Annotated in this window: 15 protein-coding genes; 5 read left to right on the forward strand and 10 right to left on the reverse strand. The window is 73.0% G+C overall.

Features of this window, described 5'->3' with window-relative positions:
* The first annotated feature begins 106 nt into the window (after positions 1-106).
* A complete protein-coding gene (locus O0S08_RS28890) occupies positions 107-1,198 on the forward strand; it encodes an RNA ligase (ATP) (protein ID WP_269032562.1) in 1,092 nt (363 codons plus the stop codon).
* Positions 1,199-1,478: 280 nt separating this feature from the next.
* On the opposite strand, the gene O0S08_RS28895 is transcribed toward O0S08_RS28890, so the two are convergent.
* The gene (locus O0S08_RS28895) at positions 1,479-2,489 is read right to left on the reverse strand and encodes a hypothetical protein (RefSeq protein ID WP_269032563.1); all 1,011 of its coding nucleotides are present in this window, start codon (positions 2,487-2,489) and stop codon (positions 1,479-1,481) included.
* A 634-nt stretch (positions 2,490-3,123) separates the two neighbouring features.
* On the opposite strand from O0S08_RS28895, the gene O0S08_RS28900 reads away from it, so the two are divergent.
* Positions 3,124-4,743 (forward strand): hypothetical protein, encoded by a 1,620-nt coding sequence (locus tag O0S08_RS28900; RefSeq protein WP_269032564.1) that lies wholly within the window; start codon positions 3,124-3,126, stop codon positions 4,741-4,743.
* On the opposite strand, the gene O0S08_RS28905 is transcribed toward O0S08_RS28900, so the two are convergent.
* Complete coding sequence (locus tag O0S08_RS28905; protein ID WP_269032565.1) at positions 4,712-5,446, reverse strand: SOS response-associated peptidase; 735 nt, start codon at positions 5,444-5,446, stop codon at positions 4,712-4,714. The genes O0S08_RS28900 and O0S08_RS28905 overlap by 32 nt on opposite strands.
* Positions 5,447-5,504: 58 nt before the next feature.
* On the opposite strand from O0S08_RS28905, the gene O0S08_RS28910 reads away from it, so the two are divergent.
* The 3 genes from O0S08_RS28910 (at position 5,505) to O0S08_RS28920 (ending at position 11,047) form a co-directional block, all read left to right on the forward strand.
* Complete coding sequence (locus tag O0S08_RS28910; RefSeq protein WP_269032566.1) at positions 5,505-8,270, forward strand: hypothetical protein; 2,766 nt, start codon at positions 5,505-5,507, stop codon at positions 8,268-8,270.
* Positions 8,271-8,366: 96 nt separating this feature from the next.
* On the forward strand, positions 8,367-9,530 hold the full coding sequence (locus O0S08_RS28915; protein WP_269032567.1) for an FIST signal transduction protein: 1,164 nt from the start codon (positions 8,367-8,369) through the stop codon (positions 9,528-9,530).
* A 5-nt stretch (positions 9,531-9,535) separates the two neighbouring features.
* Complete coding sequence (locus tag O0S08_RS28920; RefSeq protein WP_269032568.1) at positions 9,536-11,047, forward strand: sensor histidine kinase; 1,512 nt, start codon at positions 9,536-9,538, stop codon at positions 11,045-11,047.
* Between the two features lie 87 nt (positions 11,048-11,134).
* Here the strand turns inward: O0S08_RS28920 and O0S08_RS28925 are convergent, their stop codons facing one another.
* From O0S08_RS28925 to O0S08_RS28960, 8 genes are all read right to left on the reverse strand, one after another.
* Positions 11,135-11,944: a metallophosphoesterase family protein gene (locus tag O0S08_RS28925; protein ID WP_269032569.1), complete on the reverse strand. Its 810-nt coding sequence runs from the start codon at positions 11,942-11,944 to the stop codon at positions 11,135-11,137.
* A 234-nt stretch (positions 11,945-12,178) separates the two neighbouring features.
* Complete coding sequence (locus O0S08_RS28930; protein WP_269032570.1) at positions 12,179-15,607, reverse strand: serine/threonine-protein kinase; 3,429 nt, start codon at positions 15,605-15,607, stop codon at positions 12,179-12,181.
* A gap of 43 nt (positions 15,608-15,650) precedes the next feature.
* Complete coding sequence (locus tag O0S08_RS28935) at positions 15,651-16,274, reverse strand: RNA polymerase sigma factor (protein ID WP_269032571.1); 624 nt, start codon at positions 16,272-16,274, stop codon at positions 15,651-15,653.
* Between the two features lie 207 nt (positions 16,275-16,481).
* Positions 16,482-17,489: an NADP-dependent oxidoreductase gene (locus tag O0S08_RS28940; RefSeq protein ID WP_371879559.1), complete on the reverse strand. Its 1,008-nt coding sequence runs from the start codon at positions 17,487-17,489 to the stop codon at positions 16,482-16,484.
* 65 nt (positions 17,490-17,554) lie between these two features.
* Positions 17,555-17,902 carry a hypothetical protein gene (locus O0S08_RS28945; protein WP_269032573.1) on the reverse strand — a complete coding sequence of 116 codons (348 nt, stop codon included), beginning with the start codon at positions 17,900-17,902 and terminating at the stop codon, positions 17,555-17,557.
* Between the two features lie 73 nt (positions 17,903-17,975).
* The gene (locus O0S08_RS28950) at positions 17,976-18,731 is read right to left on the reverse strand and encodes an RluA family pseudouridine synthase (protein ID WP_269032574.1); all 756 of its coding nucleotides are present in this window, start codon (positions 18,729-18,731) and stop codon (positions 17,976-17,978) included.
* A gap of 18 nt (positions 18,732-18,749) precedes the next feature.
* Entirely contained in the window at positions 18,750-19,124 is a 375-nt protein-coding gene (locus O0S08_RS28955) for a hypothetical protein (protein WP_269032575.1), read from the reverse strand.
* A gap of 1,409 nt (positions 19,125-20,533) precedes the next feature.
* The gene (locus tag O0S08_RS28960; protein WP_269032576.1) at positions 20,534-23,413 is read right to left on the reverse strand and encodes a serine/threonine-protein kinase; all 2,880 of its coding nucleotides are present in this window, start codon (positions 23,411-23,413) and stop codon (positions 20,534-20,536) included.
* Positions 23,414-23,421: the final 8 nt, after the last annotated feature.

Here is a 23,421-nt window from a genome sequence, read left to right on the forward strand (position 1 = left end):
AAACCTCCGGCGCGGCCGTCCCTGGGGCGGTCGCGTCTGCGGGCACGTCGGGTATCGCCGTGTCCGCGCATTGTCAGGACCCAGTCCACGAAAGCACAGGTGCATCATGTCCAGCTTCGCCGTCCACGTCGTGCGTGTGGCCATCGAGCCGCACGGGAACGCCGACGCCCTCGAGATCGCCCGCGTCGGCGATTACCGCTCGATCGTCCGCAAGGGCCAATTCGTCAGCGGAGACCTCGTCGCATACATCCCGGAGCAGGCCATCGTCCCCGACCCGCTGCTCGACGAGCTCGGCCTGCGGGGGCGCCTGTCCGGCAAGGACATGAACCGGGTCAAGGCGATCAAGCTGCGCGGGGTGCTGTCGCAGGGCATCGTCTACCCCGCGCGTCCGACCTGGTCTGAAGGACAGGACGTCACCGCCGAGCTCGGCATCGTCAAGTACGAGCCGGTCGTGCCCTCGCACATGAACGGCCACGTCTACGGCGCCGGCCCCGATCGCTGCGTCAAGTACGACATCGAGAACGTCAAGGCGTATCCCGACGTCCTGGCCGAGGGCGAGCCCGTGGTCTTCACCGAGAAGATCCACGGCACGTGGTGCCAGCTCGGGCTCGTCCCGGGCGACGCCGCCGGCGAGCACGGCCCGCTGCTCGTCAGCAGCAAGGGCCTGGCCGCCAAGGGCCTCGCCTTCACCCCCTCGGCGGCCGAGAACGCCCACAACCTCTACCTCCGCGTCGCTCGCCACCTCGACTTCGAGGCCCGGGCCGCGAAGGTGTTCGCCGACGAGCTCGCCGCCGGTCGCCCGGTGTTCGTGCTGGGCGAGGTGTTCGGGGCCGGCGTCCAGGACCTGTCCTATGGTTCCAAGACCGACCAGGACCGCAACCTCGGGTTCCGCGTGTTCGACATCTACACCGGCTGGTACGGCCAGGGCGCCTACCTGTCCGACGCCGACCTGCAGGCCGCCTGCGCCGCCCTCGACCTGCCGCGCGTGCCGGTCCTCTACCGCGGTCCGTTCAGCCGCGCCGTGATGACCGAGCACACCGACGGCCGCGAGACCATCTCCGGCCAGGCCCTCCACGTCCGCGAGGGCATCGTCATCCGCCCGCAGCTCGAGCGCCGTCACCCCGAGCTCGGCCGCGTCCAGCTCAAGAGCGTGTCCGAGAAGTACCTGCTCCGCAGCGGCGGCACCGAGTACAACTGAACCCGTCGCGGCGCGCGGCCCTCCGCGCGCCGCGACCGCTTCGAATTCCGCGGCCGTCGAATGGCCGCACCGTCGTACCGCGACCGACGAGCATCGATTCGCGTCCGTACATTCCGGCCGCGCCGGACTGCCATGCCTCGCGCCGCTGGCCGGCGAGCGCGGCCGTCCGCGAGCGCCGAAGCTCCTCGCCCGGCCGTCGTCCTCCGCACGGCACGTCGCCGGACGAGCCGCGACGAACGCCCTCATTCGCGACGCCCCCGTGCGCCGCGCCCGCACGCCCTCACCGCCCGCGTCGACGCCCGGACTTGCCGTTGGCCCACGCGGTGTAATCGAACAGCGGATCGAACAAAGGCCCGCGATTGGGCGTACCGAAGTGAATGGTCGGCGTATGGTCGCGGGTGAGCAGCGCGACCAGTCGTTCGACCGTGGCCGCGCCCGGCAACAGCATCGCCGTCGGGTCCTCCGAATACACCGAGTCTGTTCCGAACTCACGCTCGGCGCGGTGCCGGGCCGCCTCGTTCACCGCGATCTTCAGCGGCAACCACCGCTGCGGCGCTCCTTGCGGCGCGAACGCCCGCCAGGCCACGGCGATCAACGCCTCCTCGTCGATCGAGAAGCAGTGACAGACCTCGGCCCGCTCGGCCCACAGGGTCATCATCTGCCGCGGCCCGAACCCGAATTGAGTGTCGACGTGGACCGTCGCCGGACAGGTATCCGCCTTCGCCCACACGTCGCGCAATTCCTCGAACCGATCGAAGCCCGCCTGCCCCGTCAACGTGCGCCCCGCCAGCGCCTCGCGCACCCACCCCGGCGCGATCGGCCGCGGGATCGCCGGCTCTGGCGCCGTCACCACCAGCCGCAACTCCCATTCGGCGGCGAGCCGCTGCAGCGCCGGCCAGTGCTTGTCGAGGCGGACGTCGCTGCGCAGCGCCAGATAGATCGGCTCCGGCGGGCGCGCATCGTCCCAGCCGCGCCACAGACGGCGCTCGTCCTCGAGCGCCGCGACCGCTCGCGCCAGCTCCGGCCACTCGTGGTCCGAGGTCGGCCCGTAGAGCACCGGGCCCGGCTTCGCGCCGTGCATCGGCGCGCCCGCGGACGACACCGGCAACGGCCAGTCCTCGCGCTGCACGTGCGGGCTGCCCAGGCGCGCCTCCAGGTCGGCGAAGCTCCGGCGCATCCGCTCGACCTGCTCTCCGCAGGTCCCGAGAGTGATGGCCGGCTGGGTCAGGGCCGCCCCGCAGAAGGGCAGCGCGAGGGCGAGGGCGCGGACGAGCATGGGGGTGCGCGACATGTCCTGGCGCGAACGCGGCGAAAGGCCCGTAGATCTCGGCCACGAGGCTCGCGGCCCCGCATCTCGGAACATGTCCTCACGGACATGTGATTCTCGCGCACCCCCGAACTCCGGGACGCGAGTCGCGCGCGCCGGCAAACATGACTCAAGAGGCATGTGGCTCCCTCCTACCCTGCACACCCGAGGCCGGCCCACCTGTCGCAACGGACATGTTATCTCGCGAATCACCACACTGCAGCCGATCGGGCGCGTGGCCGGACCACCTGTCGCAACGGACATGTGATTCTCACGCCCACGGAGCCGCGGTCGCGCGCGCCGGCTCACCTGCTCCGACGGACATAGGATTCCCGCGCCCCCCGGCTGCGAGCACGCGCCAAGCTCTCGCAACGAACCTCGAGCGCACCTTTCACGGCAAGCCGGCACAGGTCGCTCGCGCTGGCGCACGCCCCGGCCCGCCTCGCCTCTGGTCTCCCCATCCCTCCGCTCCAGGTCGCTCGCGCCGGCGGACCCATCGCGCTCGCGGGCTCGTTCCCGCGTCGAGTCGCCGCCGCGCGGCTGGACCGCTCGCGCCTGGTGCGGTCGTTCGAGCATGCAGCGTCCTTGACGGCATCCATCGCTCGCCCACGCTTCGCGCGTGTCGCCCACCATTCGGCTCCTGGGGTCCTGCTGCATCTTCTTCGCCCTCGGCGCCGCCTGCGACGAGCCCGCATCGGGCCAGTGCCCTGCCGAGGTTCCCACGCGTTTATGGGCCTCGCCCCCCGACAAGGTCCCCGAGCTCAACGCGCATCTGGCCGACGTGTTCGAGGCCGCCGACACCGTGTATTTCCGCTGGGGCCGCGACCCGTTCGAGTGGGGTTTGTACGCCTCCGACCTGTGCGGCGACGAGGTCGTGCGGCTCGACCCCGACGAGGCCCTCGTCGATCGCTTCCTGATGAGCAGGACCGCCGACTTCGGCCTCGTCGTCTTCGGCTATCGCCGGGACGACGCCGCCGTCGTCCAGCTCGACCGCCTCGAGGTCGCGGGCATCGACGTCCCGGTCGAGGTCGGTCGATTCGTCGGCGAGAAGCTCGCGGGGCAGGCGTACCCAGGCGTCCACGCGGTGTACTTCACGAGCACTCGCGAGCCCGACGGCGAGCAGCTCCCCGCGGCGGGCGTGGGCAGCCGTCCGCTGACGCTCTGGCGCCTCGGCAGCCAGCCCGGTGACCTCCTCGAGCGTCAGCCCGGCGAGTTCGTCCACGTCGACTTCACCGACCCGTTCATCGACCAGCCGCTCGGCGCCGGCCCGTCCCTCACCCTCACCGACGCCGGCGAGCTCCACCTCTACGACCTGCAGGGCGTGGAGGTCGCCGCCATCGACCAGGTGCGTTACGCCCAGCTGGCGCCCGGAGGCAGCCGCGCGGTATGGCAGCAGCTCGGCGACGGCGAGGTCGAGGCGACCTTCCTGCGCGACCTGGCCACCGGCATCGACCGCGAGCTGACCGCTAATACTCACACTGCGGTGTCGTGGGGTCGCGTCGACTCCGAGCAGCGTGAGACCGGCACCTGGCACTGGGTCGACGACGACTTCCTCGGCCTCGTCGGCCCCGAACGCACCCTCGTGGCCGTCCACGACGCCGCCGGTGCGACGCTCGACGTGCCCGCACACACCCGCGTCCTCGCGGCCTCGCCCCACGGCTTCTGGCTCGAGCTCTCGTCCGACGCCGACGAGACCGTCGCCGCGCTGTGGAACCCGCGCGACGATGAATTGTTCGAGTGGTACCGCCAGCCGTCGAAGTACCGCCTCGTTCGCCTGCCGATGATCGAGGGCGACGAGTGGCACTTCCTCCTCGACGATCAGGACAACTACAATCGCGGCAGCTGGTGGCGCATCGATCGCACCACCGGCGCCTGGACGAAGGTCCTGCCCGCCCTCGGCGTGCCGTTCTACGAGCTCGCGGACGGCCGCTTCGTCACCGCGCTGGAGAACAGCGACAGCCTGTTCGCCCGCCTGGCCGTGGTCGAGCCCGGCACCGACCACGACACCACCATCGCCGAGGACATCGTCTCCCAGTTCGCCTATGTGCCCGAGTACGGCGTCTATTACCTCGACGCGGTGGGTGACGGCCTCGGCTTGTGGTTCGCGCCGATCCCCGAGGCCGCGGCCGGGGCCCGCAGCCTGCGCGCCCCGGGTCTGCGCAGCGGCGGCCGCTCGCTCACCGCGGCCCCGCGCGACCCATCCGGCCTCACTTCGTCCGCCGGCGCGGCGCCTCGCTGACGTCGTCGAGCAGCGTCGGCTCGGGCTCGAGGCAGGCCGGGTCGTCGAAGCGCGGGCTGTTGACCCGCGTCGACACGGGCGTGTCGACCAGCATGTCGTCCGGCGCCGGGCCGAGCAGGTGCGCCAGAGCTGTCTTTTCGGCCATGTTCGCCGCGCGCGGCAGCGGGGCCAGCCAGCGGCCCAGCTGGCCGCGCGGCACGATCGCCGGCATGCGGTCGTGGTGGCGCCCCACGGTCTGATTGGCGCCCGTCGTCAGGATCGCGAAGCGGCGCGTCACCTCGCCGGTCTCCTCGTCGCGGACGTCCTTGTAGATGCCGGCGAACACGATGAGGCGACCGTTCGCGGCGTGGAACCAGTGCGGCTGGCGGTGCTCCTTCGGGCCCGACCACTCGTAGAACCCGTCGGCCAGGACCCCGCAGCGGCCCTGGGCGAACACCTCGCGCGAGCTCGGCGCCGTCGCGGCCGACTCCGCGCGCACGTTGATCTGCGCGCCCGGGCGGCCCCCGGCGAGGTGGAGGCCCCACACGCCGAGCTCGAGGCGGCGGCCCTCCTGCGGCGCCTCGCACACGATCGTCGTCGGCTGCGTCGGCGCGATGTTGTAGCGCGGACGGTACTCTGCGCGCAGCTGCGGCGAGATCTCCGCCTGCACCACGCGCGCGAGCGCCTCGAGGTCGGGGGTCGTCAGCGTGTAGCGGCCGCACATGCTCTCAGTGTCGCGCGGGAGCGCCCCTTCGGCCAGTCCCTCGGCTATCTTTCTCCGCGTGCCGGACAGGACCTCCGCCGCGCTCACGCGCCTCGGCCGGATCCTGGGCAGCGCCGGCGTGAGGCTGCTGCTCAGCGCCGCGATCATCTTCAGCCTCATCCCCGAGCCGTGGGTCAAGCAGTACGAGCCGCTGCTGCTGGGGCTGTTCGCGCTCGAGTTCTCGCTGCGGCTGCTCCTCGCCCTGCGGCGCGAGTCCGTCGACGATCCGCGGCAGCAAGGCTGGCGCTTTCCGCGGCCCGGGGCGCTCGCGCTGCTGGCCCTCGACCTCGTCGCGCTCGTCAGCTTCTTGCCGATCGATCCGCGGGCCTCGCCGTGGATGCGGAGCCTCCGCCTGCTGCGATTCGTCGTCCTGCTCGGCTACTGGGCCCCGCTGATGAAGGACCTGCGGACCGTCATGCTGCGGCGCGAGCGGGCGCGGCAGGTCGTCGTCATGGCCATGGTCGTCGGCCTGTTGTCGTTCGCCGGCGCCCTGTTCCTGCAGCAGAGCGAGGTCGACGACCGCGGCGTCGACTACGACGAGGACGGCCAGGTCGACCGCGACGACCGCGACTTCTTCACCAAGCTTTGGTGGGCGTTCCGGCAGATCCAGGACCCCGGCAACATGATGACCGCGCCGACGGCCACGGGCGTGGTCGTCGTCAGCCTGTGGTTGACCGTCGCCGGCCTGTTCCTCGTCAGCTTCCTTATCGGCCTCGGCAGCGACGTCGTGCGCGAGATGATGGAGCTGAGCCAGCTGAGGCCGCCGGGCCTACACGGCCACACGGTGATCGTCAACATCACCGCCGCCACCCGCCAGCTGCTCGAGGAGCTGATGCGGTACTATCAAAAGCTCCTGCCGCAGGACGTCCGGCCGCTGTCGCGCTGGTGGTTCGCGCTCCTGCTCGAGAACCTGCGGCGGGCGCTGATGGGCCCGCGCTACGTCGTCGTCGGCACCAGCCCCGAGCGGCCCGACTTCCTCCGCCGCAGCGAGCTGGCGCGGATCGTCTACCGCCACGGCAGCGCCACCGACGAGGCGTTCATGCACCGGGCCGACATCGCCGTGGCCCAGCGGGTCGTGCTCCTCGCCGACACCGCCGCCGCCGAGCCCGACGCCGAGACCATCCGCGCCTCGCTGGCGATCGTCGAGGGCCTGCGCGACCCGAGCCCGGCCGACCCCGAGGAGGGCGCGGTCACCGGTTCGAACATACAGGTCCAAAAGAACAGGTCCCGACGGACAGGTCGCGTCACCGACGGCCACCTCACCCACCAGCGCGGGCGCGGCAAGCTGCTCATCGCCGAGATCCTCGACGAGCGCAACGTCCCGGCCGCCTGGGCCGCGCTGGCCTCGGGCGGCGGCGAGCTGCGGGCCTTCATCGTCGTCGTCGACCGCATGATCGCCCTGTTCCTCGCCTGCGTCGGCCGCACCGCCGGCATCGGCCCGCTGCTGGCCGAGCTCCTGACCTGCACCGGCCACGAGATCTACACCTGCTTCTTCGACCTGCCCGAGCTCAGCTACAACTGCGAGACCCCGCCGCAGCTGCCGCACGAGCCGCAGGCGGCGATGGACAGCCTGACGCGGCGGGCCCGGATGTTGCCGCCGCGCCAGCGGCTGGTCCCGATCGGCCTCCTGTACGAGGAGATCGACGAGCTCGGCATGCCCGACCTCGGGGTCGCCATCGGCGGCGGCACCCGCCCACCTGGCGCCCAGGCCCCCGCCTGCAGCGGCTTCGTCGCGCTGGCCCCGAGCTTCTCGCACGTGCGCGAGTTCTCCGAGACCCTGCGGCGCGAGCCCAATGCGGTGACCTGGTCCGAAGACCAGGAGACCACCGCCTTGCGGGCCGCCGCCGGCGCCCCCGGGTTCGTCCGCGAGCCGCACCTCCCGCTGAAGAAGGTCCTGATCTGCGGCTTCCGGCCGGTCACGATCGCCCTGTGCGAGGCGCTGATCCTCGCCGAGCCCGCCGCCGACATCCTCGTGCTCGTGCCGAGCGAGGCCGAGCGGCGGGCCGCCCTCGATCGCATCAATGTCCATCGGGACATGGTCCAGAGGCGTCTCCTGCGCGGATACCACGGCGCCCTCGCCCCGCGGCCCGAGGCCGACTTCTCGCATCATTACGAGCCGCGCGACGGCGGGGCCCCGAGAGGCCGGGTGCAGATCGTCGTCGGCGACACCACGTCGCCGCTGCAGTTCGTCGACCTGCCCGGCGGCTTCGGCCACGTCTCGCAGTTCGACCTCGTCTACATCCTCTCGAGCGCCGGGCAGGACTCCGACGCCCGCGGCGCCCAGACCCTCATGACCCTCGACGCCCTGCTCACGCGCAGCGAGCCGGCCGCGCCGCACCTGCGGATCGTCGCCGAGTTCGTCGACGCCGAGCTCGCGCATCGTCTGCGCCAGCGCTACGCCGCGCTCGGCGTGGCGCGGGTCCAGGTCTACAGCACCGAGAACCTGCGGGCCTACTTCCTGTTCCAGAGCGTGCTCATCCCCGGATTCGCGCGCGTCTACGGGCAGCTGCTCGCGCCGTGGGGTCACAGCTTCGCGCGCCTCGTGCCGTCGGGCCGCGGCCGCGGCCGCTGCCCGTTTCAGGCGCTCTCGGTCCATATCGCCGCGGCCGGTCACGGCGTTCTGATCGGCGTCGAGCTGGACCGCGAGGGCGGGGGCAGCGAGCTTCACCTCGGCGCCGGCCCGACCAGCGAAGACGGCGTGGTCGACCTCGCACGGCTGCGTGGCCTGTGGGTCGTGACGCTCGATCCGGCGGTGCACCCCGCGGACCTCCGCGACGCCGGGTGACGATTCCGTCGTGCGCAGCCGTTCTGCGCCCGCCCGCAGGCCTCGCGCGTGCGCCTCGCCCGGCCTGCGTTACCTTCGGCGACAGTCCTGGCTTTTATGCTCGCTGCGACCACCGCATCGATCACTCACGACGATCCGTATCAGGCCGGTCGCGACCTCGCGGCCGAATTGAACGACGCGCTCGGGGCCTCGCCCGACGTCGTCCTGCTGTTCGCCGCGCCCACCTACGACCCTCATCGCCTGCTCGCCGGCCTCCACCGACGCCTCGCCCCGCGCGTGCAGCTCGTCGGCTGCACGAGCTTCGCCGAGATCGGCCACGAGGGGGCGATCAGCGGCTCCGTCACCGCCCTCGGCGTGCGTACGCGCGACCTCGACGCCCAGGCCCTCTACGCCACGCGCGCCAGCGGGGACAGCTTCGCCGTCGGCCAGGCGCTGGGCGAGCAGGCGCGCGAGCGAAGCGCCGCGATGCTGCTGCTGTTCGTCGACGGCGTGCGGCTCGAAGGCGCCAGTGTCCTGCGCGGCGCCCAGTCGGTGCTCGGCCCCGAGTTCCCGATCGTCGGCGGCCTCGCGGCCGACGACGCCAGCTTCGAGCGCCCGCGCGAGTTTTGCGGCCGCGACGTGTTCGAGGGTGCCGCTGTCGGCCTCGCGCTGGCGGGCCGGCTGCGCCACGCCACGGTGGCCCGCGGCGGCTGGGAGCCGATCGGCGCCACTCGCCGGTGCACCCGCGTCGAGCGCGACCGCGTCGTGCTCGAGCTCGACGGCCAGCCCGCGCTCAACCTCTATCGCGAGTACCTCGGGGCCCAGGGTCGCGACCTCAAGACCGCCGGCATCGAGTTCCCGCTCGGCATCGTCGGCCTGCCCGACCGGCCGTATTGCGAGGACGACAGGGTGCAGGTCGTGCGCGCGGTCTGTGGCGTCGACGAGGCCCGCGGCGGCCTGCGGTGCAACCGCGACATCCCCGAGGGCGCCGAGATCCGCATGCTCCGCGCCACCAAGGACGACCTCATCCGCAGCGCCTCCGAGGCCGCCGCCGACCTCGGCCGCGCGCTCCCGGGCGGCCGGATCGCGCTCGTCTTCGACTGCTTCTCGCGCAAGATGGTCCTCGGCGCCCGCTACAAGGAAGAGGTCGCCGCCGCCTATTCGCGCCTGTCGCCCGACCTCACCCGCGTCGGCTTTTACACCTACGGCGAGCTGGCGCCGGTGGCCGGGCAGACCGAGCACCACGACGCCACCTTCACCGCCGTCGTCATCGAGGGCTGAAGGCCATGACTGACTGTGACTGCGTGTTCGAGCGCCCCGAGCTGCCCGGGTTCGGCGACGACGAGCTGCTCGAGCAGGTCGAGCGCTGTGGGACATGTCCCAAAGTACAGCACGGCCCCGGCCGGATCCTGCTCGCGCGCCTGCAGGACAGCGCCCGCAACCTGCGGCGCGCCGCCAGCCGGGCCCGCCAGGCCGAGCGCGAGCTGGCCGAGCTGCGGGTCGACGTCGATCGCACCGAGCAGCGGATGGCCAACCTCGAGCGGGTCCACAAGGTCAGCACGCGCGAGGTCCTGCAGAAGAACGCGCTGCTGGCGATGATCTCGAGCATCACGATCGCCGCCAACGAGGCCCAGACCGAGGCCGACGTCTACCGGATCTGCATGCACAAGGTCTGCTCCGCCTCCGGCTGGTCGCTCGCGCGCCTGACCCCCGCCAGCGGCGTGAGCAGCCGCTGGCACGTCGCCGACCGCCTCGCCGCCGAGTTCACCGGCCAGCTCGTCGACGGCGAGCCGACCGTGCTCGGCCTCGACGCCCTGCGCAGCGGCAAACCGGTGTGGGCGCCCGATCTGCGGGCCCGCCTCGACGCGCCGTGGATCGAGCGCGCCGCGGCGCTCGGCCTGCGCGGCGGCGCGGCGCTGCCGGTCGTGGTCGGCGGCCAGGTGATCGCGGTCGTCGAGTTCTTCGGCACCGCCGGCGAGGGCACCGCGACCGCGCTGATGCTGGCGATGGCGACCATCGGCGCCGAGATCGGCCGCGTGCTCGCGCGCCTGCGCGCCGACGAGGCGGTGGCCCAGGCCCGCGACGCCGCCGAGGGCGCCAGCCGGACCAAGAGCGCCTTCCTGGCCGGGATGAGCCACGAGCTGCGGACCCCGCTGAACGCGATCCTCGGCTACGCCGACCTCGTGCACGAGATCCTCGACGAGCAGGGCGAGAAAGACCTGCGCGACGACATCGTCCGGATCCGCCAGGCCGGCGAGCACCTGCTGGGCCTCATCAACAACATCCTCGACCTGTCGAAGGTCGAGGCCGGCCGCATGCCGGTGCTGTGCGAGCGCTTCGACCTCGCGGCGCTGATCCGCGACACCGCCGACCTGCTCAAACCCCTGATGGATCGCCGCAACAACGTGGCCTGCCTCGACATCTCGGCCGAGCTCGCCGACGTCGAGACCGACCCCACTCTGGTGCGCCAGATCCTGTTCAACCTGATCAGCAACGCCTCGAAGTTCACCGACGCCGGGACGATCACGATCGCCGCCTCGCGCCCGACCGACCCGAGCGGCGCGCCGTGGTTCCAGCTCTCGGTCGCCGACACGGGCGTCGGCATGACCGAAGAACAGTGCGCCCAGCTGTTCGAGCCCTACCGCCAGGCCGACCCCCGCCTCGGCCGCCGCGCCGGCGGCACCGGCCTCGGCCTGACGCTCTGCCGCGGCCTCTGCACCCTCCTCGGCGGCACGATCGCCGTCTACAGCGCGCCCGGCCGCGGCTCGTGCTTCACGGTCCGCCTGCCCCTGCGCTGATTGGCGGCCGGCGCGGAGGATGGTCGCTCGAACATGTCTTGAGGGGCATGGGTGAACGAGCATGTCCTGTGAGACATGTCTTCCAGCTCACAGCTCTGCCCGCTCGAGGAGGACGGCGCGGGCGTCGACGTTGAGGACCTGGGTGCCGCGCGCCAGCTCGGCGAGCGGCTCGTGCCAGTGAGAGTGGCCGCAGACGACGAGGGTGTCGCGGCCGTCGACGGCGTCGCGCACGTCGGGGTTGCCGAACCGGCGCGGGCCGGCGTCGGGGCCCTCGTGGAGGACGAGCAGGTGCGGGCGCGCCGGCAGGAGGCGGCGGATCGCGGCCACGAACTCGTCGGGCGGGCGACGGTTGGGCTTGCCGGGGCGCCCGCAGATCCCGCCGACGCCGGCGATTCGCAGGTCGTCGAGCTCGACCTGGCGACCGTCGAGGAGGTGGACCCCGGGCTCGCGCGCGAAGCGGGTCTGCTCGGTCGGCTTGCCGAACAGATCGTGGTTGCCGGCGACGCCGGCGACCCAGCGGAAGCGCGCGGCGAAGGCCCGCCAGACGTCGCGGACTTCCCCGGTCGCGCCGAGGCGATCGGCCGCCGGCGCGGCGTAGAGGTCGCCCGCGAGGACGACGCCGGTGAAGGCGGGATCGGGCACGGAATCGAGCTCGGCCAGGGTGCCGTACTCCTCGGCCAGCGCCTCGCCGAGCAGCCGCAGGGCCCCACCGGCCTCGCTCGTCGCAGCCCGCCCCTGCAGGTCGGAGGTGACGAGCAGGGCGTCGAGCTGCGCCGGCAATTGGTCGACGCGCGCGCGCAGCAGCGGCAGCTCGCGCGTCTGCGACCCGCCGCGCGGCGCGGCGTCGAGGTACGTGAGCACGTGGAACGGCTCGCGGTCGATCTGCACGATCCGCATCGGCGCAGAGTAGCCGCGTTCGCCTCGCTTCACCAGGGAGGCGGTGACAACCCCGCCGGCACACTGGAGCGCCGCGACCGCGCGGTTTCGGTCGCCGGGGGGTTGCTCATGAGACATGTCTGTCTAGACATGTACATTGTAACATGTCCATGCATGCATGCATGACGGGATCGAGGTGCGCGGGCGCGGATGGCTTTTCGGCCAGCCGTGCCCGGAGAGCGGCGCGCGCCCGCGTCACGGCCCGAGCCTGGCCGCGCGCTCGCGCAGCCAGGCGTGCAGCGCCTCCGGCTCGCGCGGGACCATGCCGAAAGCGAAGCGATGGATCTCGCCGTCCTCGCGCGTCACGAGCTCTCGGTCGGGCGTGACGTGCAACAGGCGCGCGAAGCCCCGGGTCTTCCACAGCGGCGTGGCGGTCAAGCGCTCGAGGTCCCACGCCTGCACGAAGTCGCCGACGGCGGCGAACAGCAAGTCGCCGCCGGGCTCGAATTGCAGGTTCCAGATGTTGGCGCCGGCGTCGACCGTGCGGACCGAGCCGTTCGCGACGTCGACGAGGAGCAGCCGCTCACTCTCGGTGACGGCGATCCGTGCGCCGTCGTGGGCAATACGCAGGCCGAAGGAGCCCTCGGTGCCCAGGCTCCGGCCGAGGTCGAGCTGACGCGTCGCGCCGGTCGTGAGGTCGTGGAGGACGATCGTCCCGGTGCCGAGCCGGAGCGCGACCAGCCAGCGGTCGTCGCCGGACAGGTCCGCCATGATCGTCTCCATCGGATCTCCCGGAACGGGCACCGGAGTGATCGCGCCGTCGCGGAACACCTGCACGCCGCGGTCCGCGGACGTCGCTACGAGCCGAGAACCGGCGCGAGCGTAGACGAGGTTGGGGAGCTTCTTGGTGCCGACGTCGAAGCTGCGCGGGGCGGCGTCGGGGTCGGTCCACACATGGGCGGCGCCGCGGACGGTAAGCACGGCGAAGCCCCGGCCGTCGGGCGCGAGGAAGGCCCTGCGGATCGGCTCGGCGACGCCGGCGATCGCCCGCGGCTGCGCCGAATCGGCGGGGTAGAGATGGAGAGCGTCGCCGTGCGGCACGAGCACCCGGCCGTCCTCGTCGATCGCCATCCACCCGGTTTTTTCGTCGGCGGCGAGGCACGGCGCGAGCGGCTGGGCCGCGCCGGTGCGGCTGTCGATCCGCACCAGCGCGCCGCTCGGCTTGTGGTGGCGGACGAGGAACTTGCCGTCCGGCGAGTTGTGGTGGGCGGTGTCGGCCATGCCACGGTACAGGTCGACGATCGCGTGCGCGGGGTCGCGTCGCTCCCACACGTCGATCGCAGCGCCTCGCGCGGCGAGGTAGCGCCCGGCGTGATCGAGCTGGCCCCCATCGCGGGCGGATCCGGCGACGAAGCGACGGACGACGGCGCCGGTGGTCAGATCGCCGAGATCGAGCGGTCGCCGGGGCTGCTGCTCCCGCGGGGTCTCGAGCGCGTAATGGCGGGAGTCGGCGAGCAGGCGATCGAAGTCCTGGATTGAGTGCTGCCATTGACAATCCGCGGCCAGCGGCAGGGCGGCGCACAGGATCCGGCCGTCGTCGGTGCGGCGCGTGAGGCCGACGAGCCCGCCGAGCTCCGCGGCGACGACCACGTCGCTGCGCCACTCCTGCGCGGTCGCACCCGCGAGGTCCCACGCGATCAGGCGCGTCACCCCGTCGCGCTCGCTCGTGCCGAGCAGGGTCCGACCGTCGCCGACGACGTCGATGAGGTCGCTCAGGACGCCGAGCGCGGGAGCGCTGCGGGTCTCGCCCGTGGTGCGGTCCCAGATCGTGAGGGTGTCGTCGCCGAGGCGCCCGCGCACGAAGAACCGGGCGTCGGGCGATACGAGCCCGCGGGACTCTCGATCGCCGCCGTCGTGCTCGGGGAAGGCGCCCTCGACCGGCTGCCCGGTCCGCAGATCGAGGGCGACGATCGGCAGGGCGCGCTGGCGGATCAACCACCGCTCGTCGGCGGTGATCATGAGATCGGTGTGAGGCGACGAAGCCTGCGGCGGCGCGGCGCGCCAGGTCGGCCACGCGCCAGCCTGCGCGGAGGCGCCGACCAGGGAGTCGCCGAGCGCGGCGCTCCACGCCTGTCCGCTCGGGGCCAAGACCATCTCGCCGGCGCGCTGGCCGAGGTTTGCGATCCGCTCGCCCGGCCGATCGTCGGCGGTCCAGCGCCAGACGCCGCCTGCCGCGTCCTGGGCGAAGACCGCCCCGGCCTGCGCGGCCGGAGCGACGCTCAGGAGCTCGGCCTCGGGACCGACGAGGGCGACGTCCGGGAGGCCGCGGGCCAGCGCCGCGAGGGCCAGGGTGCGCGCTTCGACGGCGTCGGCGGGCACGATCGCCTCGAGCTGCGCGAGCGTCCGAATCACTCCGGCCGGGTCGCGCTCGAGCAGGCCCCGCGCGTGCGCGAGGCTCCTGGCGAGGGTCTGTCGATCGACCTCGGCGCGGGCGCTCACCACTTCGCGTCCGAGCTCGGCGCGCTGCTCGGCGTCGGCGCGCCGGAGGTGTTCACCGGCCCACCACGCGCCGGCGGTGAGGAAGCCGGCGAGGCCCATGGAGGCCGCGGTCCAGCGCTGTCGCCGGCGCCTTCGGGCCGCGGGATCGCCGGACAGCGCAGCGAGCAGGGCCGACATCGACGGCCAGCGCTGCTCCGGATCGGCTCTCAGGCCGCGCAGCAAGGCCGCGCGGACCCACGGCGGCACGTCGGTCGACCTCGGCGGCGGGGTCACCCGCTCCGAACGGACCGAGTCGACGAGCTCGTCGAGGGTCTTGCCGGCGAACGGCCGGTTGCCGTAGAGCGCCTCGTAGAGGGCGACGCAGAAGCTGAATTGATCGGTGCGAGCGTCGCCCTTGCCGGCCGCGAGCTGCTCGGGAGCCATGTACGCGGGCGTGCCGAGCACTGCGCCGGTGGTGGTGAGCGTGTGCGTGAGGTCGTGGGGCTCCGCGGCGTCGGCGAGACCGCGGACCTCGGCGGCGCCGTCGACCTGCGCGAGGCCGAAGTCGAGGACGCGGACGCGGCCGTCGCCGCCGAACATCGCGTTGTGCGGCTTGAAGTCGCGGTGGACGATGCCGTGCGCGTGCGCGGCGGCCAGACCCTCGCCGGCCTGGCGGAACACCTCGAGGACGGCTCGCCACGGGCGCGGCTCGGCGTCGAGCCAGGCGCGCAAGGTCGGCCCGGCGAGGTGCTCCATGGCGACGAAGATCTCGCGGCCGTCGAGCTCGCCGACCTCGTAGACGTGGACGACGTTGGGGTGCGACAGCCGGGCCAGCGCCCGCGCCTCGCGGAGGGTCCGCGCGACCGCCTCGGGGCTGCCGAGCCGGCTCGGTCGCAACAGCTTGAGCGCGAGCTTGCGTTCGAGGCGGCCGTCGTAGGCGGCGTAGACGATGCCCATGCCGCCGGCGCCGAGGCGCTCGAGCAGGCGGTAGCGACCGAGCTGCACGGGCTCGGGGTCGGTCCCGAACAGGGCGGCGGCGACGGTGCGCTTGGCGCGGACGTGTTCCGGCGTGACCAGCACGTCCGGCCGCATCTCCGGCGACAGCAGGGTGTCCGGCGACAGCGAGTCGGCGCCTGCGGAGCCGTCGGGGTGCGTGGCGTCGCCTTCTTCGATCTTCTTCACGAGCTGAGCGAGGTGGTGGAGCATGCCGGCGTGGTTCGAGCCGCGCCGATCCGGATCACGGAAATTTTCACGGTCGTTCGCGCGCACGCGCGCGGACCGCGGCGGCCCAGCTCTCGAGGCCGCGGAAGGTGCTGAGCGCGAGCTCGGGGGTGGCCGCCAGCCGCTCGATCGCCTCGCGCAGCTGCTCGCGCCCGCGGCGGAGCCGCGACTTCACCGTGCCCTGCGGGATCTCGAGCGCCGCCGCGACCTCGGCGACCGAGCACTGCTCCCAGTAGTGCAGCTCGAGCACGACCTGCAGCTCGAGCGCGATCGACCGCAGCGCGGCGAGCAGCAGCCGCTGCTCCTCGCGCTCGACGAGGACCCCCGCGAGCGAGGGATCGAGGCCTGCGACCGATTGGCTGGCGAGGTCGACCGGGGCGCTGGCGCGGCGCTTGTAGTGGAGGCAGAGCTGGCGGTACGCGATCGCGAACAGGTAGCTGCGGAAGCTGCCGTCGCCGCGGAAGCGCGGCATGCCCTCGACGCAGGCGAGGAAGGTCTTTTGGATCAGCTCGGTCCCGGCGTCGCCGACCTTGTTGACGAAGAAGCGCGCGACGGCCTCGTAGTAGCGCTCGAACAGCCGCTGACCCGCCGCGCGCTCGCCTCGTCGCCAGGCTTCCAGCAGGGCCTCGTCGTCGTCGCTCTCGGTGGCCACGACCGAGCACTATAGCGCGGGCGGCCGCGCGTGTCACAGGCCGGCAGGGTTCTCCGGGCCGAGCACGGGCGGTCGCCGGCCGAGGCGTGACTCGCGGTGTGAGACGTCCAGCCGCCGCAGCTGCGGCGGCCCCGGATCAGGCGCGCGTCGGAGGTCGCTATGCAGATGTCCGATGGGTCCTGTCCCTTCAGACAGGTTGCTTCAGCGTCAGTCGACCATGCGGACCACCACCTTGCCCTTCGCGCGCCCGGACTCGAGGTGCGCGAAGGCCTCGCCGATCTGCGCGAACGGGACCACACGGTCGATCACCACCTCGAGCGTCCCTTCGTCGATGCGACGCGCCAGGTCGGCCAGATCGGCGCCGCTCGGGTGCATGAACAAATAGCGGTAGCGGACCTTGCGGAAGGCCCCGCGGACGCGCAGCCCGGCGCTCGCCACCCAGAACAGCGCCGCCAGCCCGTAGCGGCCGCCGAGGTCCTTCAGGGCCGTCTGCGGCTCCGGGACCCCCGCGATCGACAGCACCAGCCCGCCGCGCTTTACCACCGCGAACGATCGCGTCAGAGTGTCGCCGCCGACGAGGTCGAACGCCCCGTCGTAATCCGCCAGCACCGTCTCGAACGCCTGCTTCGTGTAATCGACGACCACATCGGCGCCGAGGCGGCGGACCAGCGCCTCACCCCGGGGCGAGGCCGTGGTCGCCACCTCCGCGCCGAACTGTTTGGCCAGCTGCAGCGCGAACGTCCCGACCCCGCCCGCTCCGCCGGGGATGAACAGGCGCCGGCCGGGGGACGCGTGCAGCTCGTCGCGCAGCCCCTGGAGGGCCGTCAGCCCTGCCAGCGGCACCGCGGCCGCGGCCGCGAAGTCGAGCTGCTGCGGCATCTTCGCCACCAGCGACTCGGCCACGCACGCGTACTCCGCGAACGCCCCCATCAAGTCCTTGTCGACCCGCGCGAACACGCGGTCGCCGGGCGCGAAGCGTGTCACGCCCGGCCCGCACGCCTCGACGATCCCCGCCAGCTCGTTGCCCAGCACGATCGGCAGCGGATAGCTGCGGATGACCCGCAGCTGGCCCGCGCGGGTCTTGTAGTCGACCGGGTTGAGGCCCGCCGCGTGCACGCGGATCCGCAGCTCGTTCGGGCCGGGCGTCGGCACCGGCACCTCGCGCAGCTCTGCCGCCGCCGGGCCGCCGTAGCGCGTCAACACGTACGCTCGCATCGTCGTCGTCATGGCGGCAGAGTGTACGTACTCGAACGTCCGGCCGCGAGCCAGTCTCGCAGGCCTCAGGTCGCCCGGAATTGTTGGGGCATGCCGTCCTCGACCGTGATCGTCACCACCACGTCGACGGGCCCCGCCGCGGCCACGTGGAGGATGAACGCCACTCCGCCCGAGTGCGGCGACACGTTCGACACCCACACGTCCGCGTCGCCGAGCGAGAAGATGAACTCCTGCAGCGCGTCGCCGTTGGGGCCGATCACGTAGCCCGCCCCGTAGTCGGTCGCCTCTGCGGCCGTCACGTGGACGATCGACAGCGGCGTGATCGGCGGGTAGATGCCCCACTTGAAGTCCAGGCGCTTGCGCCCGAGCAGGCCGTGCTCCTTGCCGTAGAAGACTCGAATCGACTTCGCCACGACGACTTCATGGCATGGGCCACGGTCGCTGCCAGCGCCGCCCGACCGTGTGCGCCCCGCCATGCGCGGTGGATCAACCCTCGCGGTCGGCAGCGCCCGCGATGTCGACCGCGTCACCATCCGCTCGCGCCCGCGCCCCCGCGCTCGCCTCCAGCTCCACAGTGATGCCCAGGCCGGCGAGCGCGCCTGCCAGGTCGGGCGGCAGCGGTGCGACCACGCGGACCGGCGCGCGCGTGCGCGGGTGCGGCAGCTGCAAGGACCACGCGTGCAGCGCCAGCCGGTGCAGGTCGTGGCGCTCGCGGAACAGCCGGTTGTGCTCGCCCTTGCCGTAGCGCACGTCGCCGATCAGCGGGCAGCTGATGTGCTTCAGGTGGCGGCGGATCTGGTGGAGGCGCCCGGTGAGCGGCCGCGCCTCCACCAGCGCATAACGACCGGTGCGCGCCAGGGTCGTCACCTCCGTCACCGCCGGCACGCGCGGCCCGTCCTCCGCGCGCGGGATGGGATGATCGATCGTCGCCGCCTCCGGCGGGTTGCCGCGGACCAGCGCCAGGTAGCGCTTCTCCACCTGTCCCGAAGTCCAGCTCTCCTGCAGCGCCCGCGCCCCCGCCGGATCGAGCGCGAACACCAGCGCCCCGCTGGCCCCACGGTCGAGGCGGTGGACCGGGTACACGTACGCCCCGACCGCCTCGCGCGCGAGGTCGAGGAGCGCGACCTCGTCGTCCGCCCAACCGCGGTGGACCACCAGCCCCGCCGGCTTGGCGACGATCAGCAGGTCCTCGTCGCGGTGGAGGATGAACTTCTGACCCGAAGGCAATGTCTCGTTGGACATGTCCGAAGTACCATGCGGTCAGCCCGGGCACGGCGCGACCCACGTGTAGCAGCACGTGGTCGCGTCGCCGTCGTCCCGCAGCTTGCGCGTGCGCTTCTCGTCGAGCGTGCCGTGGGCCCCGTCCGGCACCCCGGACGGCAGCCCTGCCGACTCCGCGGCCGGCGCCGCCGACTCGCCCTCCGTCGCCGCCGGCGCTCTGGCGTAGGCCGACTCGACGTGGATCGGGCAAGTCAACGTCGAGCCCGCCGCCGTCTCCGCCATCCGCTCCGCCGCCTCTGCCGGCCCGCACCAGCCCTCCCCCGGACAACGCGCCGACCCCCCGCCGCGGCCGGCACAGGCGAGACCGAGGACCATCGAGACCGCGAACAGGACGAACAGGGCGCCGCGAGACATTGCGCCGGCAACCTATCACGCTCCCCGCGCCTGTCCAGCAGCATCGGCCCGTGCCCGCCGGCCGCGGCCTCGCCCGTCGGGAGCGACCCGGCCGCACGCCGGCGAAGCCGCCGCTGCGAGCCCGGGACCCTGCTCCGTTGGCAATGGCCTCATCCCCCGGACCTTCTCCGCGCCCGGCGCTCCCATGACCTCGGCCTCGCAACAGCTCCCCAGACGTGCCGCCAACAGTCCCTCTCGCCGCGCCCGGTGTGACAAGACATGTCCCTTGCGACATCTTCCATACACCGCCGCGATCGTCCCCCCTCGCCGTTCGCGGCGCCGAGACATGTCCCTTGCGACATCTTGCCAATCGCGCCGCCGTACTCGCAATCCCAATCACATGTCCCTTGCGACATCTTCACGTGCGCCGCCATCATCCGTCCGCCGCCCCGCCCCGATGCACCCTTGCGACATCTTCCCAGGAGCGCCGCAATCCCCGCTCGCCGCCCACGCTCGTACGACATGTCCCTTGCGACATCTTCCCGGGACCGCCGCAACCTCGCTCGCCTCACGCGGCGTCACGACATGGCCCTCGCGACATGCCCCCGCGCATCGCCGCTCCGAGGCCCTCCGCCGAGGTACGGCAAATCACTCGAATCGTGCGCCCCCCGTTCACACCGCGCCCAGGCCGAGCATTCGCGTCGCTCGTCCCACGCACGTCGACGGTCGACGTTCAGCCGCGAGCGGACCCCGGATCTCGGCGCAGCCGACCGTCCCCGCCCAAAGAGAGCTCCCGGAGGACGGGGGCCGGGACGCCCTGGCACCGAGTTTGCGCAGGACGAGGCAATTGCAGCCTCGAAGCGCCCCAGCCGTCACGAAGTCCGAGCAACTGTCTGAGGGGACAGGGCGTCCCGGACACCGGCCCCGCGACCCTCGCCGCGCATCGATCCGGGGTCCGCTCGCGGCGTGCGATCGCCCTCGCCACGCGATGCACTCGAGTCTCGCGCCTCTCGACGCACCGCGCCCAGGCCGAGCATTCGCGTCGCTCGTCCCACGCACGTCGACGTCCGACGTTCAGCCGCGAGCGGACCCCGGATCTCGGCGGAGCCGACCGTCCCCGCCCAAAGAGAGCTCCCGGAGGACGGGGGCCGGGACGCCCTGGCACCGAGTTTGCGCAGGACGAGGCAATCACAGCCTCGAAGCGCCCCAGCCGTCACGAAGTCCGAGCAACTGTCTGAGGGGACAGGGCGTCCCGGACACCGGCCCCGCGACCCTCGCCGCGCATCGATCCGGGGTCCGCTCGCGGCGTGCGATCGCCCTCGCCCTCGCCATGGGGCCCCGCGACCCTCGCCGCGCAGCTCGCGGCGTGCGATCGCCTCACGCGCCTTCGAGACATGTCTCTCAAGACATGCCCCAAGCGCCATCCACGACTACCGTCCCCCGCGCAGCTCTGCCGCGGCCGCGCGTTCGCGCTCGAACGCCGCTCCTGCGGCCTGCAGGTCTGCCTGCGCCTGCCCGGCCAGCGTCGCCGCATCGGCCTCGCCGCGGGCCGCGTGGATCTTCGCCAGCGCAAGGCGGGCGCGTCCGCGGGCCAGCGGGGCCGGGAGCAGCGGCAGCGTCTGCGTCAGCAGTGGTTCCGCCAATTCGACGAACCCGCGGGCCAGCAGCACCCGGGCGCGCAGCGCCTGCACCGCGGCCGTCTGCGCCGGCGTCGCTCCGTCGCGCGGGCGGGGCAGCGTCGCCTCGGCCGCCTCGGCGTCGCCGGCCAGCAGCAGCGCCTCGGTCAGCTCGGCGCGGGCCAGGTCGGTGTCGGGGTGGTCCGCCCCGCGGTCTTGCTCGCGCAGCGTCAGCGCCTGTCGCAGCTCGACCAGCGCCTCCTCGAAGCGGCCCTGCCAGACCAGCGCTGCGCCGATGCCCGTGTGCACGTCGGCGATCGCCGCCGCGTCGGCGCGCTCGGCCCCCGTCAGCAGCGCCAGCGCGCGCTGCGACAGCTGCCCTGCGTCGTCCCACTGGGCCTGGCGCGCCAGCGTCTTCGCCAGGTTGTCGAGCGTCGGCGCCAGCTTCGCGTGGCGCGGCCCGTACAGCGTCTCCTCGGTCGCCAGCGCCCGGCGCAGCAGCCCCGTCGCGCGCTCCAGCTCGCCCACCTCCGTCAGCACGATCGCCAGGTTGCTGCGGCCGATCGCCACCTCCGGGTGGTCCTTGCCGAACCGCGCCTCGCGGATCGCCAGCGAGCGCTCGAGGTGCTCCGCGGCGGCTGCCAGATCGCCGCGCAGGAACTCGACCCGGCTCATGTTACCGAGCACCAGCGCCACCTTCGGGTTGTCGAGCACCTCCTCGGCCTCGTAGATCGCCAGCGCCCGGCGGTAATCGGCGGCTGCCTCGTCGTGGCGGCCCTCGGCGGCGCGGACCACCGCGCGGTTGTTGTAGAACGCCGCCGCGATCCGCGGCCGATCGGCCACGCGGAGCAGCAGGGCCGCCGCGCTGCGCTCCCACAGGTCCGCGCGCTCGCGGTCGTTGCGGTGGTAGCCGTCGACCACCAGCAGCGCGCTCGCGGCCTCCGCCGCCACCTCCGCCGCACCTGTCCCGAGGGCCATAAAGTAAGCGTCGCTCAGGATCGACGCCGCCCGCTCGTAGTCGACCAGCGAGCGCTGGAGGTTGCCGATCCGCAGCAGCGCCTCGGCCACCAGCGCCGGCTCGCCGAGCTCGCGCGCGGCCGCCAGCACCACCTCCGCGCGGGCCAGCGCCGGCTTGTAGCGGCCGACCTCGTTGGCCGTCTTGATCTCGGCCAGCCAGCGGCGGACCTCCTCCGCGCGCATCGTCTGGCGCACGTCGCTGCCGTGCAGCCACGTCGGCAGGCCCTCCACCTCCACGCAGGCCGCCACCGGCTCGAGCTGGCCCTCCGCCTTCACCGCGTGGCGCGCCGCCGAAGCTGGCTCTTCGGCCAGGGCCGTCAGCATCGCCGCCAGCTCGCGCGCCTGTCCGCTGAGACAGGTCATGCGCCCGACCAGCGCCGCCTGCTGCTCCGGCGCCGCCTCCGTGTAGGCCTCGCAGGCGGCCAGGTACAGCTCGCCCCAGCGGTCGGCGCGGGCCTCCATCGCCGCCGCCAGCGTCTGCCACACCTCGACGGCGTAGGGCGCCTCGACGCCGGTGATCGCCGCGCGCAGCGGCGCCTGGCGCTCGGCCCACAGGCGCGCCACCCGGTCCGCGTGGCCCTCGCACTCGCCGTGGGTCTCGCGCCACAGCGAGAGCGCCAGCCCGCCGGCGGTCGCCAGCAGCAGCCCCAGCGCCGCCGCCGACCGCCGGCGCCGGCGCAGCCGCGGCGCCTCGGTGATCGCGTGCAGCAGCGCGTCCATCGACTCGTGGCGGCGGTTCGGCACCGCCGCCAGGCCGCGGGCCAGCGCCGCTCGCAGGAATTTCGGCACCTTCGCCGGCCGCGGCGGTCGGTGCAGCTCGCCGGCCATCACCGCCTGGAACCGCTGCGCCGGGTCGCCGTCGGGGAACGGCCGCACCCCGAACAGCGCCTCGTAGAACGCCACGCAGAAGCTGAACTGGTCCGAGCGGGCGTCGCACGGCAGCCCGAGGTGCTGCTCCGGCGCCATGTAGGGCGGCGTCCCGGCGATCATCGACGTCTGCGGCCCCGGCGCGCCCGCGTGCAAGATCCGCGCGACCAGCGACGACGGCGGCCCCACCCCGGCCGTGCGCGCCAGCCCGAAGTCGAGCACGCGCACCCGCCCGTGCACGTCGATCATCGCGTTCTCCGGCTTGAAGTCGCGGTGGACCAGCTCCGCGCGGTGGGCCGCCGCCAGCCCGCGCCCGGCTTGCACGAACGCCGCGGTCACCTCCTGCCACGGCCGCGGCCCGCCGCGCGCCATCCACTTGCGCAGCGTCTCGCCCTCGATGAACTCCATCGCCACGAACACCTCGTCGGCGAGCACCCCGACCTCGTGGACCGCGACCACGTTCGGGTGGTCGAGGCGGGCCAGCGCCTGCGCCTCGCGCAGCAGCCTGGCCGCCCCGTCGCCGCCGTCGTCGCCGGCGGCGCGCAGCAGCTTGATGGCGATCTTGCGCCCGAGCTGGCGGTCTTCGGCCTTGTAGACCACCCCCATCCCGCCGGTGCCGAGCCTGGCCTCGATGGCGAAGCGGCCGATCCGCGCCGGCATGGCTGGCTCTTTGGGCATGTCCTTACGGGCATGTCCCTTGCGACTGGAGCGCGGCGGCTCGGTCGATACGTCCTGCTGCGGTCCGAGGCGCAGGGTCGGCGCCGATGCGCCCAGGACCTCGTCGGACCGCTCGTCGCGCGAGCCGCTCACGGCCCCGC

This window comes from Nannocystis punicea (genome assembly GCF_026965555.1).
Taxonomy (GTDB): domain Bacteria; phylum Myxococcota_A; class Polyangia; order Nannocystales; family Nannocystaceae; genus Nannocystis; species Nannocystis punicea.

Excerpts from the sequence above, each read along its gene's own strand:
- O0S08_RS28890 (WP_269032562.1), top strand. The coding sequence starts at position 107 with ATGTCCAGCTTCGCCGTCCACGTCGTGCGTGTGGCCATCGAGCCGCAC.
- O0S08_RS28895 (WP_269032563.1), bottom strand. The coding sequence starts at position 2,489 with ATGTCGCGCACCCCCATGCTCGTCCGCGCCCTCGCCCTCGCGCTGCCC.
- O0S08_RS28905 (WP_269032565.1), bottom strand. The coding sequence starts at position 5,446 with ATGTGCGGCCGCTACACGCTGACGACCCCCGACCTCGAGGCGCTCGCG.
- O0S08_RS28915 (WP_269032567.1), top strand. The coding sequence starts at position 8,367 with ATGCTCGCTGCGACCACCGCATCGATCACTCACGACGATCCGTATCAG.
- O0S08_RS28920 (WP_269032568.1), top strand. The coding sequence starts at position 9,536 with ATGACTGACTGTGACTGCGTGTTCGAGCGCCCCGAGCTGCCCGGGTTC.
- O0S08_RS28925 (WP_269032569.1), bottom strand. The coding sequence starts at position 11,944 with ATGCGGATCGTGCAGATCGACCGCGAGCCGTTCCACGTGCTCACGTAC.
- O0S08_RS28930 (WP_269032570.1), bottom strand. The coding sequence starts at position 15,607 with ATGCTCCACCACCTCGCTCAGCTCGTGAAGAAGATCGAAGAAGGCGAC.
- O0S08_RS28940 (WP_371879559.1), bottom strand. The coding sequence starts at position 17,489 with ATGCGAGCGTACGTGTTGACGCGCTACGGCGGCCCGGCGGCGGCAGAG.
- O0S08_RS28950 (WP_269032574.1), bottom strand. The coding sequence starts at position 18,731 with ATGTCCAACGAGACATTGCCTTCGGGTCAGAAGTTCATCCTCCACCGC.
- O0S08_RS28955 (WP_269032575.1), bottom strand. The coding sequence starts at position 19,124 with ATGTCTCGCGGCGCCCTGTTCGTCCTGTTCGCGGTCTCGATGGTCCTC.